General features: G+C 60.8%; 12 protein-coding genes. 9 read left to right on the forward strand and 3 right to left on the reverse strand.

What is annotated here, in order from left to right; all coding sequences use genetic code 11:
- Window positions 1-30: 30 nt before the first annotated feature.
- Genes purE through RAE19_RS10545 form a run of 3 tightly spaced genes read left to right on the forward strand, consistent with a single transcriptional unit; the run spans window position 31 to window position 2,836 of the window.
- Complete coding sequence (purE, locus tag RAE19_RS10535; RefSeq protein ID WP_313874842.1) at window positions 31-534, forward strand: 5-(carboxyamino)imidazole ribonucleotide mutase; 504 nt, start codon at window positions 31-33, stop codon at window positions 532-534.
- 8 nt (window positions 535-542) lie between these two features.
- Window positions 543-1,748 carry a 5-(carboxyamino)imidazole ribonucleotide synthase gene (locus RAE19_RS10540; RefSeq protein ID WP_313874843.1) on the forward strand — a complete coding sequence of 402 codons (1,206 nt, stop codon included), beginning with the start codon at window positions 543-545 and terminating at the stop codon, window positions 1,746-1,748.
- Between the two features lie 26 nt (window positions 1,749-1,774).
- Window positions 1,775-2,836, forward strand: coding sequence for an L-threonylcarbamoyladenylate synthase (locus tag RAE19_RS10545; RefSeq protein WP_313874844.1), 1,062 nt, complete (start codon window positions 1,775-1,777; stop codon window positions 2,834-2,836).
- A gap of 21 nt (window positions 2,837-2,857) precedes the next feature.
- Here the strand turns inward: RAE19_RS10545 and dacB are convergent, their stop codons facing one another.
- Together dacB and RAE19_RS10555 are read right to left on the reverse strand one after the other, a co-directional pair.
- Complete coding sequence (dacB, locus tag RAE19_RS10550) at window positions 2,858-4,339, reverse strand: D-alanyl-D-alanine carboxypeptidase/D-alanyl-D-alanine endopeptidase (protein ID WP_313874845.1); 1,482 nt, start codon at window positions 4,337-4,339, stop codon at window positions 2,858-2,860.
- Between the two features lie 19 nt (window positions 4,340-4,358).
- Window positions 4,359-8,018 carry an NACHT domain-containing protein gene (locus tag RAE19_RS10555; protein WP_313874846.1) on the reverse strand — a complete coding sequence of 1,220 codons (3,660 nt, stop codon included), beginning with the start codon at window positions 8,016-8,018 and terminating at the stop codon, window positions 4,359-4,361.
- A 6-nt stretch (window positions 8,019-8,024) separates the two neighbouring features.
- Between RAE19_RS10555 and RAE19_RS10560 the strand changes: the two genes are divergently transcribed.
- Complete coding sequence (locus RAE19_RS10560) at window positions 8,025-8,306, forward strand: hypothetical protein (protein WP_313874847.1); 282 nt, start codon at window positions 8,025-8,027, stop codon at window positions 8,304-8,306.
- Between the two features lie 98 nt (window positions 8,307-8,404).
- On the opposite strand, the gene RAE19_RS10565 is transcribed toward RAE19_RS10560, so the two are convergent.
- Window positions 8,405-9,682 carry an ATP-binding protein gene (locus RAE19_RS10565; protein ID WP_313874848.1) on the reverse strand — a complete coding sequence of 426 codons (1,278 nt, stop codon included), beginning with the start codon at window positions 9,680-9,682 and terminating at the stop codon, window positions 8,405-8,407.
- Window positions 9,683-9,819: 137 nt separating this feature from the next.
- On the opposite strand from RAE19_RS10565, the gene tsaB reads away from it, so the two are divergent.
- The 5 genes from tsaB to RAE19_RS10590 all read left to right on the forward strand — a co-directional run bounded on the left by tsaB (window position 9,820) and on the right by RAE19_RS10590 (window position 14,659).
- Window positions 9,820-10,566, forward strand: coding sequence for a tRNA (adenosine(37)-N6)-threonylcarbamoyltransferase complex dimerization subunit type 1 TsaB (tsaB, locus tag RAE19_RS10570; protein ID WP_313874849.1), 747 nt, complete (start codon window positions 9,820-9,822; stop codon window positions 10,564-10,566).
- A complete protein-coding gene (rimI, locus tag RAE19_RS10575; protein WP_430962528.1) occupies window positions 10,563-11,054 on the forward strand; it encodes a ribosomal protein S18-alanine N-acetyltransferase in 492 nt (163 codons plus the stop codon). The genes tsaB and rimI overlap by 4 nt, the downstream gene beginning before the upstream one ends.
- Window positions 11,055-11,059: 5 nt before the next feature.
- Window positions 11,060-11,878 (forward strand): uracil-DNA glycosylase, encoded by an 819-nt coding sequence (locus RAE19_RS10580; protein WP_313874850.1) that lies wholly within the window; start codon window positions 11,060-11,062, stop codon window positions 11,876-11,878.
- An 11-nt stretch (window positions 11,879-11,889) separates the two neighbouring features.
- Window positions 11,890-12,732, forward strand: coding sequence for an orotidine-5'-phosphate decarboxylase (pyrF, locus tag RAE19_RS10585; RefSeq protein ID WP_313874851.1), 843 nt, complete (start codon window positions 11,890-11,892; stop codon window positions 12,730-12,732).
- A 115-nt stretch (window positions 12,733-12,847) separates the two neighbouring features.
- Window positions 12,848-14,659, forward strand: a complete 1,812-nt coding sequence (locus tag RAE19_RS10590; protein WP_313874852.1) for a DUF1800 domain-containing protein — start codon at window positions 12,848-12,850, stop codon at window positions 14,657-14,659.
- Window positions 14,660-14,669 lie beyond the last annotated feature (10 nt).

Raw genomic sequence — 14,669 nt, forward strand, 5'->3', positions numbered from 1 at the left:
TAGCTCGGGGTGAAAAAGTAAAATTCAACTATGAAAACAATTCAAATCGGCGTCGTCATGGGTTCCAACTCGGATTGGGACACCATGCAACACGCAGTCCAGATTCTCCAACAGTTTGGTATCGGCTTTGAGGCGCGCGTCATTTCCGCCCATCGCATGCCCGACGACATGTTCCGCTACGCCGAGGCCGCTGCGGGCCGGGGCTTGAAGGCCATCATCGCCGGAGCGGGCGGTGCGGCCCACCTGCCGGGCATGTTGGCGGCCAAAACCACGGTGCCGGTGCTGGGTGTGCCGGTGCAGAGCAAAGCGCTCTCCGGGGTCGATTCCTTGCACAGCATCGTGCAAATGCCCAAGGGCATTCCTGTGGCGACCTTTGCCATCGGCAGTGCTGGTGCTGCCAACGCAGCCCTGTTTGCAGTAGCCCTGCTGGCCAACGAGAACCCTGACCTGCGTATGGAGCTGGATGCGTTCCGCATCGACCAGACGCAAACCGCCCGCAACATGACCCTGCCGGTGACCGGTAGCGCGACCTAATGGCCGCAATGAACACCGCACCGGCCGCTGCCGCGTTAGGCGGCAGCAAAGAGACCACCTTGGGCGTGATGGGTGGCGGCCAGCTAGGCCGCATGTTTGCGCATGCTGCGCAGCAAATGGGCTTTTTCACCGCCGTGCTGGACCCGGATGCCACCAGCCCGGCCGGCCGCATCAGCCACCACCATGTGCAGACTGCGTACACCGACCCTGAAGGCTTGACCCGATTGGCTGCGGTGTCTGCCGCCATCACTACCGAGTTTGAGAATGTGCCGGCTGCGGCGCTGAACCAACTGGCGCAAAGCCGCCCGGTGGCGCCCAGCGGGGATGCGGTTGCCATCGCACAAGACCGCGCGGCGGAAAAGGCGCACTTTGTGCAATGCGGCGTGCCTTGCGCGCCCTATGCGGTGATTGAAGCATCCGAGCAATTGGCAGCCATCGACGCCAACCTGTTGCCTGGGATTCTGAAGACCGCCCGCATGGGCTACGACGGCAAAGGCCAGGTGCGGGTCAAAACCTCCGCCGAGTTGGCTGCCGCGTGGACCGACTTGGGGCAAGTGCCCTGTGTGCTGGAGAAGATGTTGCCCCTGCAGTGGGAGTGCAGCGTCATCGTGGCGCGCGGTGCCGATGGCACTTGCGTGAACCTGCCGGTGCAGCGTAACCTGCACCGCGACGGCATTCTGGCGGTTACCGAGGTTTATGAAGGAAATGTGCCTCCAGCCCTCGCAGAGCGTGCGGTGGCTGCTGCGAAATCGATAGCGCAGGGTGTGGGCTACGTCGGTGTGCTGTGTGTGGAGTTCTTTGTGCTCGATGAGTCAAACCCTGCCGCTGCTGGCTTGGGCGGCTTGGTGGTCAACGAAATGGCGCCGCGCCCCCACAACAGCGGCCACTACAGCATGGACGCCTGCGATGTGTCGCAGTTCCACCTGCAGGTGCGCACCTTGGCTGGTTTGCCCTTGGTGCAACCGCGCCAGCACAGCCCGTCCATCATGCTTAACCTGTTGGGCGATGTGTGGCCTGAGGATGGTCGTAATGGCGGTGTGCCCGATTGGTCTGCCGTGCTGGCCTTGCCCGGCACCCACCTGCACCTGTATGGCAAGCTCGACGCCAAAAAGGGCCGCAAGATGGGGCACCTCAATATCACCGGCGCCACCATCGAGCAGGTGCGCGCCACCGCGCTGGAAGCGGCCCGCATTCTCGGCATTGCCGCTTTTTGACCGGTCCTTACCCGAGCGCAACCTGCATGATTGTTTCTGCCTACAAGCAAGCTGACGGTATTGAGCTTGCTCCTGATTCCATAGCTGCTGCCGCAGATGCCGTGCGCGCTGGAGGCCTGATAGGCTTGCCTACCGAGACGGTGTACGGCTTGGGGGCCGACGCCTCCGACGCGGCGGCCGTGGGGCAGATATTTGCCGCTAAGGGGCGTCCGGCGGACCACCCCCTGATCGTGCATGTGGCGGCCTTTGATGGCGGCATGGGCGGTGTGGCGCACTATTGCGCCCGGGTGCCGGCGTTTGCCCAGCAGCTGATGTCGGCCTTCTGGCCCGGGCCCCTGACCCTGATCCTGCCGCGCAAAGACGGCGTGGGTGCGGCGGCTGCCGGCGGGCAAAACAGCATCGGACTGCGCTGCCCGTCACACCCGGTGGCCCAAGCAGTGCTGTCGGTGCTGCGCAAGCCCTCCGATGGCGGGCGCGTGGTCTGGGGGATTGCGGCCCCTAGCGCCAACAAATTCGGCCGGGTCAGCCCCACCACCGCGGCCCATGTGCACAGCGAATTCGGGGACGACTTGCTGATCCTCGATGGCGGCCCCTGCGAGGTGGGCATCGAGTCCACCATCATCGACTGCACCCGCGGTGCGCCGGTGCTCTTGCGCCCGGGTTCCATCACCGCCCAGCAGGTTGAAGATGCGTGCGGGCGTAAATTGCTATCAAAAGAAGAGCTGGAGGCGCAGATGCAGCAAGCGCCCCGGGCCTCCGGGACCCTGGAGTCTCACTATGCGCCCAGCGCCACCGTACGCCTGATGGATGCCAAAGCCTTGCAAGCGGCCTTGGACTTGCTCAGCGGTGCCACCCCGCCCGACAAGCGCCCCACGATTGCGCTGTACCACCGCAGCCCGCTGCAGGTGCGTTCGCCGCTGGTGTCGCCCCACCGCATGCCGGGGCATGCCCAGCCGGCTGCGCACGAGCTGTTCTCCAAGCTGCGGGAGATGGATGCGCTGGGCGTGAAGCTGATCTGGGTCGAAACACCGCCCGACACCCCCGAGTGGGATGGCGTGCGCGACCGGCTCACCCGTGCAGCGGCCTGAAGCCGCCCGCTGCCCCGGGGCTTACTGATCCCGCCCGGCCCAGTCCACCAAGGCGTCCAGCGCAGGGCGGGCCTCATTGGCGTTGGGGTGGTTGATAAAGGCAACCAGCACATAGCGCTTGCCACTCACCGCATGCACATAGCCCGCCAAGGTGACCACGCCGTTGAGGGTGCCGGTTTTCAGGTGAGCGGTGCCGCTGGTGCGGGTCTTGATGCGCTTGAGCGTGCCATCGACCCCCGTGATCGGCAGGGATGACATCAACTCCGGCATAAAGGGGGCGGTGAACGTGGCTTGCAACAGCCGACCCATCGCTTGCGCGCTGATGCGCTCCTGGCGGGAGAGGCCGGAGCCGTTGTCCAGCACCGGGGCGTCGTCGGTGCCGATCCGGTCTTTCCACCAGCGTTGCACCAGTGTGCGGCTGGCTGCAAAGCTGCCAGGTGGCAGGTTGACTTCTGCCACCGTGTCGACCGGCAAGCCTTGGGCGGAGCCTGCCACGCGGCCCAGCGTCAAAAACACTTGCTGGGCCATCACGTTGTTGCTGTATTTGTTGATGTCCCGAATCACCTCCGCCAGCGACGCGGATTGGGTCACCAGCGCCGGTTTGCCGGCCAACAGGGCGGCCGGCACGCTGCCAGTGCGCACGCTGCCCAGCACCCGGCCTCCCATGCTCTCCCACAGGCCTTGCACGGTGCGTGCGGCATAGGCTTTGGGGTCGGCGTAGGCGACAGGCCAGACTTTTTCCCCACACGCCGCGGGGTAGTTGCCGCCAAAGCGGATGCGCAAGGGGTCTGAAAAATCGGCCTTGAGGGCGCCGCGGTAGTCCCCGCATTCGGCGGCGGTGGTGTTGAGCGTTACGGTGGCGGGCAGGCTCACTCCGGCCAGGGGCGGGTCGTACTGCACATAGGCGAGGTTGGCGCTGCGGTCCGGGGTGAAGGTCATCACCACCGACTTGAAGTTGAGCAGCATCGCATCGGGGGCCACGTTGTAGGGGCGCAGGGGCTCGCCATCGAACTTGGCCGGGTCGGGCTCGGGCACTTCGAGTGCGCTGCGGTCGAGCACGATGTCGCCAGCAATGGTCTTGATGCCCATGCCCTGCACCCGGCGCATCAGCAGCCACAGGCGCTCCATGACCAGCTTGGGGTCGCCCTGGCCCTTGAGGTAGAGGCTGCCATTGAGCACGCCGTTTTGCAACGTGCCATCTAGGTACACCGGCGTGGTCCAGGTGTAAGCGGGCCCCAGCAGGTCGAGGGCGGCAATGGTGGTCACCAGTTTCATGGTGGACGCCGGGTTCATGGGGCTGGTGCTGCGGTGGGCCAAACGCGGTGCTGCGCCGCCTTGGGCATCGGTCACGAGGAAAGACACTGCATCGCGCGGTACTTTGGCGCGGGTCAGCGCGGCATCGACTTCAGGGGGGAGGGCTTGGGCGGTCGCAGTGCTGGCGATGAGTGCAACAGCAAGCAGCGCGATACCAAGGGAAGCAAATCTGAGAAGGGAAAGGCGCATAAGGGAATAGCTGAAGATGTCAGGATTTGGCGCAGTCGATGACCAGCACCGTGATCTTGTGCTGCAACTCGCGGGGGATTGTGGCGGTAAGGCGCTGCTGGAGCTCTAGTGGAGTTTTGAGCTTGTTGCCTCCGTCACCGGCGACATGTAGGTTTTGGGGGGTGAACCAAAAGACCAAGTAAACGCCGTAGCCGTCACTGCCTTGTTCGCGGCTGTATTTGGCGATGAGCTGATCGTGAATGGCTTTCCATACATCTTTATGTGAGTCTCGTTTGATCTCTATGGGGATGTGAAGCGTGGAGCCGAAGAACACTTCGATATCCGCACGTTTGTGATCCGCGTGCGTGCGTTCAGGTTCGGCAATGACGTTCAGTGGGGTTAAGAGCTTCTTGAGGTCCGACAGCAATGCGTCTCTGCAGTCGTTTTCAACCCGTGGCTTGTCGCCATTCCAATATTGCGTGTAGTCGTTGGTGTTTCCGTGGCGGATTTCTTTGGCCAGCTTGTTCAACTGATCCACCACCAAGGCATGCAAATCCGCTGCGTTGGCAGGTTGCAGGTTGGCTAGGGTGTGGCATACCTCTTTGACAGATGCTGGACGGAATAGAGCCTTTCTGCGTAAGAGTTTTTGTTCATAGAGGGCATGGTCGAGTCGGCTCTTCCAAGGGGCGAGGGCCTGTATGTTTAGCAGCTGGTCCAGACCAGCTCCCGCTTCTTCAGAGAGATCGGCAGCCATGGACGAAATCAATTGCTCGACATAGCGCATGGACTCCATGGTGGGAGTTACCCAGTAGGCTTCTCCGGATTTCGGTTCTTCTTTGGGGATGAAGCGTGTTCCAAGCAACGGAATCAAAAACATCTTGGCTTCCAAACCCAATAGCTCGGCGTAGTCACGTTCTTGTCGCTGCTCACGTAGCAGTTCATAAACATGATTTGCCCGCGATGGCTTTCCAGCGAGATACCTTTTTAGGGGCTCCACATACTGAGTCGGCGCAACCTGCAAACCTGCTGTCAGCCAGTACACCCGTTGCGCCACGTCCATGTTGGACGCGGCTAGGCGCTTGGAAATCAAAGAAAGTTGTTCTGATTCAGGCTGTGTGCGTAGCAAGCAGGCGATCAGCTCGCGCACACAGCGAAGCTGAGTCTTTGTGACCCTTGCAGGCAATTCCGCAATGAGCAGAGGGGCAATGTCCTGGGCGATGGCTGTGTACTGCACATCATGTGCCAAGGCATACAAGCCATTCACATGCTCAACCTTCGCTGCGATTTGCATCCGCATCAGCCGCAGCATGACTTTTCCGACGAGGTGACCGCGTTCTTGGGAAAGTTGCTTAAACCATGCAGGGGAATCACCTTGTGGATGGGTGATTTCAAAGGCGACGAGACGTTCTAACGTGGGTTCAGGGAGATCCAAGGCCGAAGTGGGTGACTCTGAAAAAAGCAAGTGCATCGCTGCCAACAACGCATGCGAAATGGGGAAGTATTTGCTCTTCAGGTAAGAGTTCAGAATAGTTTGAGCTTCCGGCAAGTCCTTTCGGTAAAGACAATGCCGAAGCCCATCGAGCGCCATCGCAATCCAATGGGGGTCTTCGTTCAAGAGCTTGCGTAACTCCTCTTCTGGCGAGCTTTTAGAGTTGTTGCGAACTCCCTGTAAGTACCGTTGGCCGATATGAATGAGCAGTCCTTGGTGCGCCTCATTGCTCTGGAGCTTGGGCAACTCTTTGCGGAAGAATTGGAGGTCGTCGGCGTGCTTTTGGGCATCTTTTTTCTTGCGTTCCCCTGAACGCAGCCTACGACTTTGTGTCTCCTCATCTGGCGGATACGGGCAAGACAGGCAGCCGTTGACTATCCATTCAGCATCCTGCGGGTGCTGCGCTGTCCATCGCTCTATGCGCGCGATGGCGGAGTTTGCACCTTCTCGAAGTTCCGCCAATCGGAATGCTTCGCCAATCAACTGTTGGCGAAAAGCATCTGTTCTAGGTTCTGCTAATGCCAAGTACCAGTCCACGGCATCACTGGGTCGTGGGGCTTCGCAAAGCATCTGTTGCATTTCATAGAGCCATAGATGCACTGGTTGTTCGGATGCAAGTCTTTGCGCTATGCCGTATTCAATGAGTCTCTTGTATGTAGATGGGTTGGTTCCAAACCAGCGGGCAAGTGCTTCACGCGTCTCACGTTGCAAGGCGTTGTCGTGATACTCACCAACCGCCAGGGTCAGCCATGCGTACAGTCGAGGTACGGCTTGCTCTTGTCCAAAATAAGTAATGCCTGCCAAGAGCAAGTTCCCGATGACTTGTGACAGGTCATACTCTTCACCCAGTGATCGAAGTCGGTACTCGCTGGCAAGTAGGGCATCCAGCAGCACTGGAATGTCTTGGCGGGGAGCGTGGTACTTTGCCAAATCATTCCAGAACATCCAATACTGGTTAATGGATGTTTGCGAATGAGGTCGGTAGTACGACCATAAATCCTTGGGCTCAATGAAGCCAGGGTATAGCTTGTTGAGGAGCACGCCCAAAAGATCGTTGTCTTCGTCTTGGATGTTGCGTTGATGTACGCCTCCCAAAATTCGTAGAGGTACTGACCAATCTTTGACATGTTTTGCGTAGGCGCACAAGGTATGGAGTGCGCTGCGTCGCAAACCAGACCAGCAGTTTTTGTCGCTCACGATCCGCTCTAGATCGTCAGTCAAAGCCGGCATGGCTTGTCCATGTTCCATCGCGTCCAACACACAGTCCAGCACCGCTTGGTGTGCAGGGCTGCGTTCGGGGGATTCGAGCCATTCCCGGAAGGTGGCTTCCATGTCGGGTGTCGCCAGTGCTCCAAACGGCCTGCTGGCCCAGTTCTGGCTGCGAAAGTGCGCGTAGCGTTGTGCTTCCCGCTGCAAGGCTTGGAGGACCTGTTTCTTTTCCTGGACGCTGAATCGCAGCACATCGCCATGCAGCACAAGCCCGAGAGCGTCATGGTCTATCAAGGTGCGCCGCACGCTTTCGTCCGTCACGACAGCCAGCCATGCGTGCACCCCCCGCAGTTCGGGCACTACGCCACCGTCTTGGCCCTGGATGAGTGCGAGCACGCGGTTGGCAGGCAAGTGATTGCGGATGCGATCGGCCAGATATTTGGCGCCCAAATACTCCGCCACGGTGCGGTGTACGGGGGTGAAGTTCCCTTTGCCGTCGCTCGAAAAGAGGTGGGTTTCCAGTACCTTGTTGCAGGCATCCGTGCTCGGTGTGGTCGCACTGCTGGTAAGCAGCGTGGTCAGCACCATCGCATGTGCGGCGGGTGTCTTCTGGCGTTGCAATGCTATGACCGAGCTACCCGATAGCAGCATTACCGCGCACAGGTAGCCTGCAGCGTTCAATAGTTGTGCATCAGGGATGGTGCTGCGGCGTTGTGCGTCGAGGTGTACCTCGTTCTGTTCCTGGACCAGTTTGGCGCAGGCCTTTTCGTACACCTCCATCTTGCTGCGGGGCCAGTCCTCTGCGGAGTTGCCTACTGCCTCCACCAACATGCGCAGGGTTTGTGGGTTTGTGAGCAGGCCGTCCATTTCGTGCTGATGGGCTTGGTCCACAAAGGCCTGTGCTTGCTCTTCATTGGTTTCGAGCCAGAGGGCTGCGAATCGCAGAATTTGTTGGGTATTGAGTTCTGTCAGATGCAGCTCTGCGAACTCGCCATCGGCCACTAGCCGTTGCAAGGCTTCGCTGTCGGTGCTGCCGCGCCAGTCGGCTTCGCGGCACGAGAGGCGAAAGGGCGGGGTGCCCAAAGCATTGAGTTTGATGCGGATGCGCCCCAGGGGAGATTGGCCTTCGAGAGCGGCCGCTTCGTCCAGGCCGTCAATGAAGATGGGGTGCCTGTAGCCGTCGTGGGGCGTGAGTTCCAGAAAGTCGCTCGCTTTGAGGTACGCGCCCCCCTCTTGTTCGGCCAATGTTTTGAAGGTCGTGGTCTTGCCCGCACCAGGGTCGCCCAATAGCACCCAAGCGCGCAGGCTTTGGTAGTCCGCCAACGGCCGGGGCTCGGTGAGCAAGCCATCCGGTTTTCTTGCGCACACTGTCCGCTCGATGGCTAGCCTCATGCTGCCTCCAACCAGTGCGTGAGCGGATAGGACAAAAACTCTGTCAGGTTCACCCCGCCCGTGCCCACCAGCAGCGTGTTGCTGCCGGTGTGCTGTTTGGCGAATTCGTCCATGCCGCCGAGTGCGCCCACGCTGGGGCCGCTCTTCACTTCAATGGCGGTGCGGCGCAATGCGTCGTTGATGACAAAGTCCACCTCATGCGGACTTTCGCGCCAATAGCTGATGTCTTCTTGGGAGCGGGCGCTGTTGCACAGGTGGGCGCCCACACAGCTTTCCACCAAGCGGCCCCAGTAGCTGCGGTCGGCCTGCGCTTGGGCAAAGGTGTAGGGGGTGGCGCTGGACATGAGCGCGGTGTTGAGCACCTGGAACTTGGGCGCCGAGGCGCGTTTGCGGGCAGCCCCTACGTGGTACTTTTGCAAGCCCATGAGCAGGCCGGCATTGCCCAGCAGATCCAGATAACCGGCCAATGTGGTTTCGTTACCTGCGTCTTGCAGCTGCCCTTTCACCTTGCCCAGCGCCAGAATCTGCCCCGAGTAAATGGCACCCAGAGTGAACAATTGCTTGAGCAGCGCAGGCTTGTCCACGCGCGCCATTTGCAGAATGTCGGTTTCAATGCTGGGCTGCACCAGGCTCGCCAGCACATAGTTGCGCCAACGCTCTTCGTCCCGGATGAGGGGCGCGCTGCCGGGATAGCCGCCAAAGTAGATGTACTCATTGAGAGTGAAGTCAAAGGCGTGGTGCATTTCCACAAAAGACCAGTGCGTGGCGCGAATCAATTCATAGCGCCCTGTCAAGCTTTCTGTCAGGCCCTTTTGAATGAGTAGGGGCGAGCTGCCCAGCAGCACTACGTGCATGGGCAGACCGCGGGCGCGGTCAGCGTCCCATAGGCCCTTGACGGTGTCCGGCCAGCGGGGAATTTTTTGAATTTCATCCAACACGAAGATGAATGGTTGGTCTGAGTTCCTTTCCATGTGCGCCTCGCACTCGGCACGGGCGGCTTGCCAGGTGCGAATGAGCCAAGCGGCATTGCGGGGCGCGCCATCGATGTCGGCCGTTTCATAGTCAAGAATGCCCCGGGCGCTGGATGCGATGCTACGTGTCCACGGTTCTCCGGCGGGGTCTACCGACACAAAGCGGTGGGCCCTATCTTCTATGGTTTGGCGGACCAGTGTGGTCTTACCCACTTGCCGAGGTCCCGCCACAATGGTGATGAAGCGTGGCACCTCTCGTAGGCGGTTTTTTAGAGTCTGGACGTGTGATCGTTGGAAGCTCATAAAATACTGAGTAAATTTACTCACAATCTTTGCATTTTTTCCGATCCTCGTCAATTTAGAGTTTTTGCTATGAAAAGCATAGCGTCACGCGCTCGTTGAACATGCGCGACTGGCTATATCCCTTCTAAAATCGAATCATGAACCTGCTGGCCCTGGATACCGGAACCGAATTTCTCTCGATCGCCCTGCGCACCGAAGGGCCCCATGGCTCGCGCGTTGTGGAGCATCAGAGCGCCGGGGGGGCCAAGGCATCGACCGATTTGATTGCGGCCGTATTGCAGATGCTGGCCGATGCCGGGGTGCGCTTGGCAGACCTGGACGCCATTTGCTTTGGCAGCGGCCCGGGCTCCTTTACCGGTTTGCGCACCGCTTGCTCGGTGGTGCAGGGCTTGGCCTTCGGGGCAGGTGTGCCGGTGTTGCCGGTGGACTCGCTGTTGGCGGTTGCCGAAGACGCGCGGTTTCGTGCCCTGCCCGACGTGCCGGTGCTGCAAGTCACCGCCCTGTTGGATGCCCGCATGGATGAGATATATGCCGCCCGCTATCGTTTTGAAAACGGCCAGTGGCAGACCTTGAGCGCCAGTGCCCTGCTGCGGCCCGAGGACTGGGTGGCAAGCCCGGCGGGCGACGCGCCCCATGTCGTCGCGGGCAATGTTTTTACGGTGTATGCCGATCGTCTGTCTCCTGCATCGCTGCAGGCTGCTCAGGTCGTGCCGGCCTTGCCTTTGGCGGCCGCCATGTTGCGTGTGGCACCAGCCTTGCTCGCGCAGGGCCTGGCCGTGGATGCCGCTTTGGCCATGCCCAGCTACATTCGCGACAAAGTCGCCAAAACCACTGCCGAGCGGGAGGCTGAAAAAGCCGCTGCCCTTGCGGCCGCTGTGCCATGAGCCCCTATCGCGCGGTGCCTGCAGCAGACATAGTCCACGAGGCCACGTTCGAGCCCATGCTCGCGGATTCGCTGGACCGGGTGCTTCAGGTGGAGCAACGCACCTACGCTCACCCTTGGAGTCGAGCCAACTTTATCGACGCCCTGCACAGTGGCTACCAGGCCCAGATGATCACTGGCCGCGGCGAGTTGTTGGGTTACTTTGTGGCCATGAAGGGGGTGGACGAAGTGCACCTGCTCAACATCACGGTCGCCCCCGAATACCAAGGCCAGGGCTGGGCTCGCGTCATGCTTGATGCCTTGGGCATCTGGGCCCGCGGCCAAGGCGCACAGTGGCTCTGGCTGGAGGTGCGGGTGCATAACGCACGCGCCATCCAGGTCTACGAGGCGCATGGCTTTCGCCGCGTGGGCATGCGCAAAGCCTATTACCCCGCAGACCGCGGGCAGCGCGAAGACGCCATCGTCATGAGCCTGGCACTAGAGCACTGAACACCATGGCATTGCAACTCGACGAGCGCCAACGCGCCATGCTGCTGGAGATGGGCGTTCGCGTCTGGTTGCCCGGCACCGCTTTCGCTGTCATGGCAGATAACGACCCGGCACCCGTAGCGCCCACCCGTGCGGCGGTGGCCAGCCCGGTGGCCCGTGCGCCGCAGCCCGCACCGGTAGTGCCCAAGGCTCCTGCAGCCGCCCCGGAGGCGGTGCCGGTGCAACCTTCAGACCTGGCCGCGCTGGACTGGAATGGCTTGGCAGACACTGCCGCAGCCTGTACCGCCTGCGGCTTGTGCGCTGGCCGCAAATTCGGCACCCTGCAACCCGCCGCCCAAACCCAGGCTGATTGGATGGTGGTGGGGGATCCGCCGGAAGAGGAGGAAGACGCCGCCGCCCAAGCCTTCACCGGTGCACCCGGGCAACTGCTCGACAACATGCTGCAAGCCGTGGGGGCAAGCCGCACCGGCAGCGGGCCGCAAGGCGCCTATGCCACCAATGTGGTGAAGTGCCGCCCGCCGCATGGCCGCAACCCCGCGCCTGCCGACCTGGCGGAGTGCGCGCAGTTCCTGCAGCGCGAGGTGGAGCTGGTCCGGCCGAAAGTGATTTTTGCGGTGGGCCGCTTCGCTATTCAGACGCTGCTGTCCGAGCATGGCGCGCTGGCCACCCAACCCTTGGGCAAGCTGCGTGGCATGGTGTACCGCTACCGCGGCATTCCGGTGGTGGTGAGTTACCACCCCAAGCTGCTGCTGCGCAATAGCGCGGACAAGGCCAAAGCCTGGGCTGATTTGTGCCTGGCCATGGACAGCATCACCCCTTCTTAAAATAGGTTCCCATGACATTTATTGAACAATTGCGCACTGCCGAGCGCGAAAACGGCTCGTTGTTGTGCGTGGGGCTGGACCCGGAGCCGGCCAAGTTTCCGACCCATTGGCGCGGAGACGCCAGCAAGATTTACGACTTTTGCGCGGCCATCGTCGACGCCACGGCGGATCTGGTGAACTCGTTCAAGCCGCAGATTGCTTACTTTGCCGCCCATGGCGCCGAGGTCCAGCTCGAAAAGCTGATGGAGCACATGCGCCGCTCCGCGCCGGGCGTGCCGGTGATTCTGGATGCCAAGCGTGGCGACATAGGCAGCACCGCAGAACAGTACGCCAAAGAGGCGTTTGAGCGCTACGGCGCCGATGCGGTCACCCTTTCGCCCTTTATGGGTTTTGACTCGGTTGCTCCGTATTTGACGTACCACGGCAAAGGCGCGTTCCTGTTGTGCCGCACCTCCAACCCCGGGGGCGACGATTTCCAGCCGCAGCGTTTGCTGGATGTGCCCGGGCAGCCTCGGCTGTATGAACACATCGCAGCCTTGGCACAAGGACCTTGGAACCTCAACGGCCAGTTAGGGCTGGTGGTTGGCGCGACCTATCCTGCGGAGATCGAGCGGGTGCGGGCATTGGCGCCCACGGTGCCCCTGCTGATTCCCGGGGTCGGCGCCCAGGGCGGCGATGCGGTCGCCACGGTCAAGGCCGGTTGGAAGTCGGTGAACGGCGAGACGATCGCGCCGATAGCGGTGAACTCTTCCCGCGCGATTTTGTATGCGTCTGCGGATATGGACTTTGCGTCTGCCGCCCGGGCAGAAGCGATCCGGACCCGCGCAACCTTGCAGCAGGCGGCGGCTGCGTAATCACCGTTGGTAAGTGTTTGTAACGCAGATGATGGAATAGGGGTACCACACCGTAATCTTCATTGAAGGGCTTGTTAGCAAGGGTGCGCAAGTCAATCCGCCAATGAAAGACGGTATGGAAACAGATACATCTCCTATTACACAGCAGCCGCGCGCCAGTGCAACTCAGCGGAGTGCCGGCATCTCCATGGTGGGGCTCTCAGCAGTTGCGCTTGCCGCTTGCGGCGGAGGAGAGGGTGGTAGCACTGCCGTCACGACGACGACTTACACACCGGTAGACACAGGCAGGAGCGTGGCCTTGACCAGCTCTGCCGCGCCTGCCAATGATGCGCAGGCAGCCCGGTTTCTCTTGCAGGCGGGTTTGTCTGCGAGCAGCGCCGAGATTGCCTCGGTGCGCAGCTTGGGCTACGCAGGTTGGATGAAGGCCGAGATCGCCAAACCGTCAGGCATCAGTGGATGGGACTGGCTCGATTCGCAGGGTTACGGCAATGCCCTGAACCCCGGCAACTTTTACGACTCCGAGTCTCCTGGGGATCACATGATCTGGAGCCAATTGGCGACCGCTTCAGATCCCATGCGCAAGCGCGCAGCCCTGGCACTCTCAGAGGTATTGGTGGTGTCGCTCAGTGGTTTGGAAATTACTTGGCGCAGCCATGCGATCGCACGGTACTGGGACATTCTGGTGCAGCACGCGTTTGGCAACTTCAGGGACCTGCTGGAAGCCGTGACCCTGAATGCTGCGATGGGGGTCTACCTCAATACCAAAGGCAACCTGAAGGAAAACGTCAGCACCGGGCGCCTGCCCGATGAAAACTATGCCCGCGAGGTCATGCAGCTATTCACCATCGGGCTCTACAAGCTGAACCCGGATGGCACTCAGCAGTTGGACGGCAATGGCAAACCGCAAGAAACCTACACCCCCAGTGATGTTGCTAATCTGGCCCGCGTATTCACTGGCTATGACTTCGATCGCAGCCAGAACGTGGATACCGTGATCCCCCAAACCGGTGGCGGCACCCGTACCATTTCGAACACCAGTTATGTCCGCTTGCCGATGAAACTCACGGCGTCCAATCACTCCACATTGGCCGCCACATTTCTCAATGTGACCATTCAGGCTAACACACCGGGTACTCAAGCTTTGAAGGTGGCGCTGGACACCTTGTTCAACCACCCGAACACGGCTCCGTTCATTTGCAAGCAGCTGATCCAGCGCTTGGTGACCAGCAACCCCACTCCCGCCTACGTGGCCCGTGTGGCGGCCGTTTTTGCCAATAACGGGGCGGGTGTACGTGGCGACATGGCCTATGTGTTTGCCGCCATTTTGAATGACGACGAGGCACGCAACGCCACCGGGCTGACTGCCCCGGAGTTCGGCAAGCTGCGTGAGCCCATGTTGCGCTTGGTGCAGTGGTTGCGTACCTTCAATGTGACCTCCGCCGCGGGCACTTGGAAGATTTGGAATACGAGCAACGCGGCTGATTCCTTGGGCCAAAGCCCCTTGCGGTCTCCGTCGGTATTTAACTTTTTCCGCCCTGGCTATGTGCCGCCGTCTACCGTGGCGCCACCTGCTACCGGTTTGAGTGCTGGGAAAGTGGCCCCCGAATTCCAGATCGTGAATGAGAGCAGCGTCGGAGGCTACCTGAACCTCATGATGAATGTGATCGACACGGGTTTTAACTCCGGCGACATCAAGGCCGCGTACACCACCGAGCTGACTCTGGTGCTCGACCCGACAGCATTGGTGCAGCGTCTGAACCTGCTGATGGCTGCAGGGCAGTTGTCCGCCAGCACGGTGAGTACCATTGTTACCGCCCTGTCTGGTGTGAACGTGACCGCAAGCAGCAGTGCCTCCATCAAGCGCAACCGGGTGTGCGCGGCGGTTCTCATGGTGATGGCGAGTGTGGAATATCTGGTTCAAAAATAAGGCGCAAACC

The sequence above is a fragment of the Rhodoferax potami genome (assembly GCF_032193805.1).
GTDB lineage: Bacteria > Pseudomonadota > Gammaproteobacteria > Burkholderiales > Burkholderiaceae_C > Allorhodoferax > Allorhodoferax potami_A.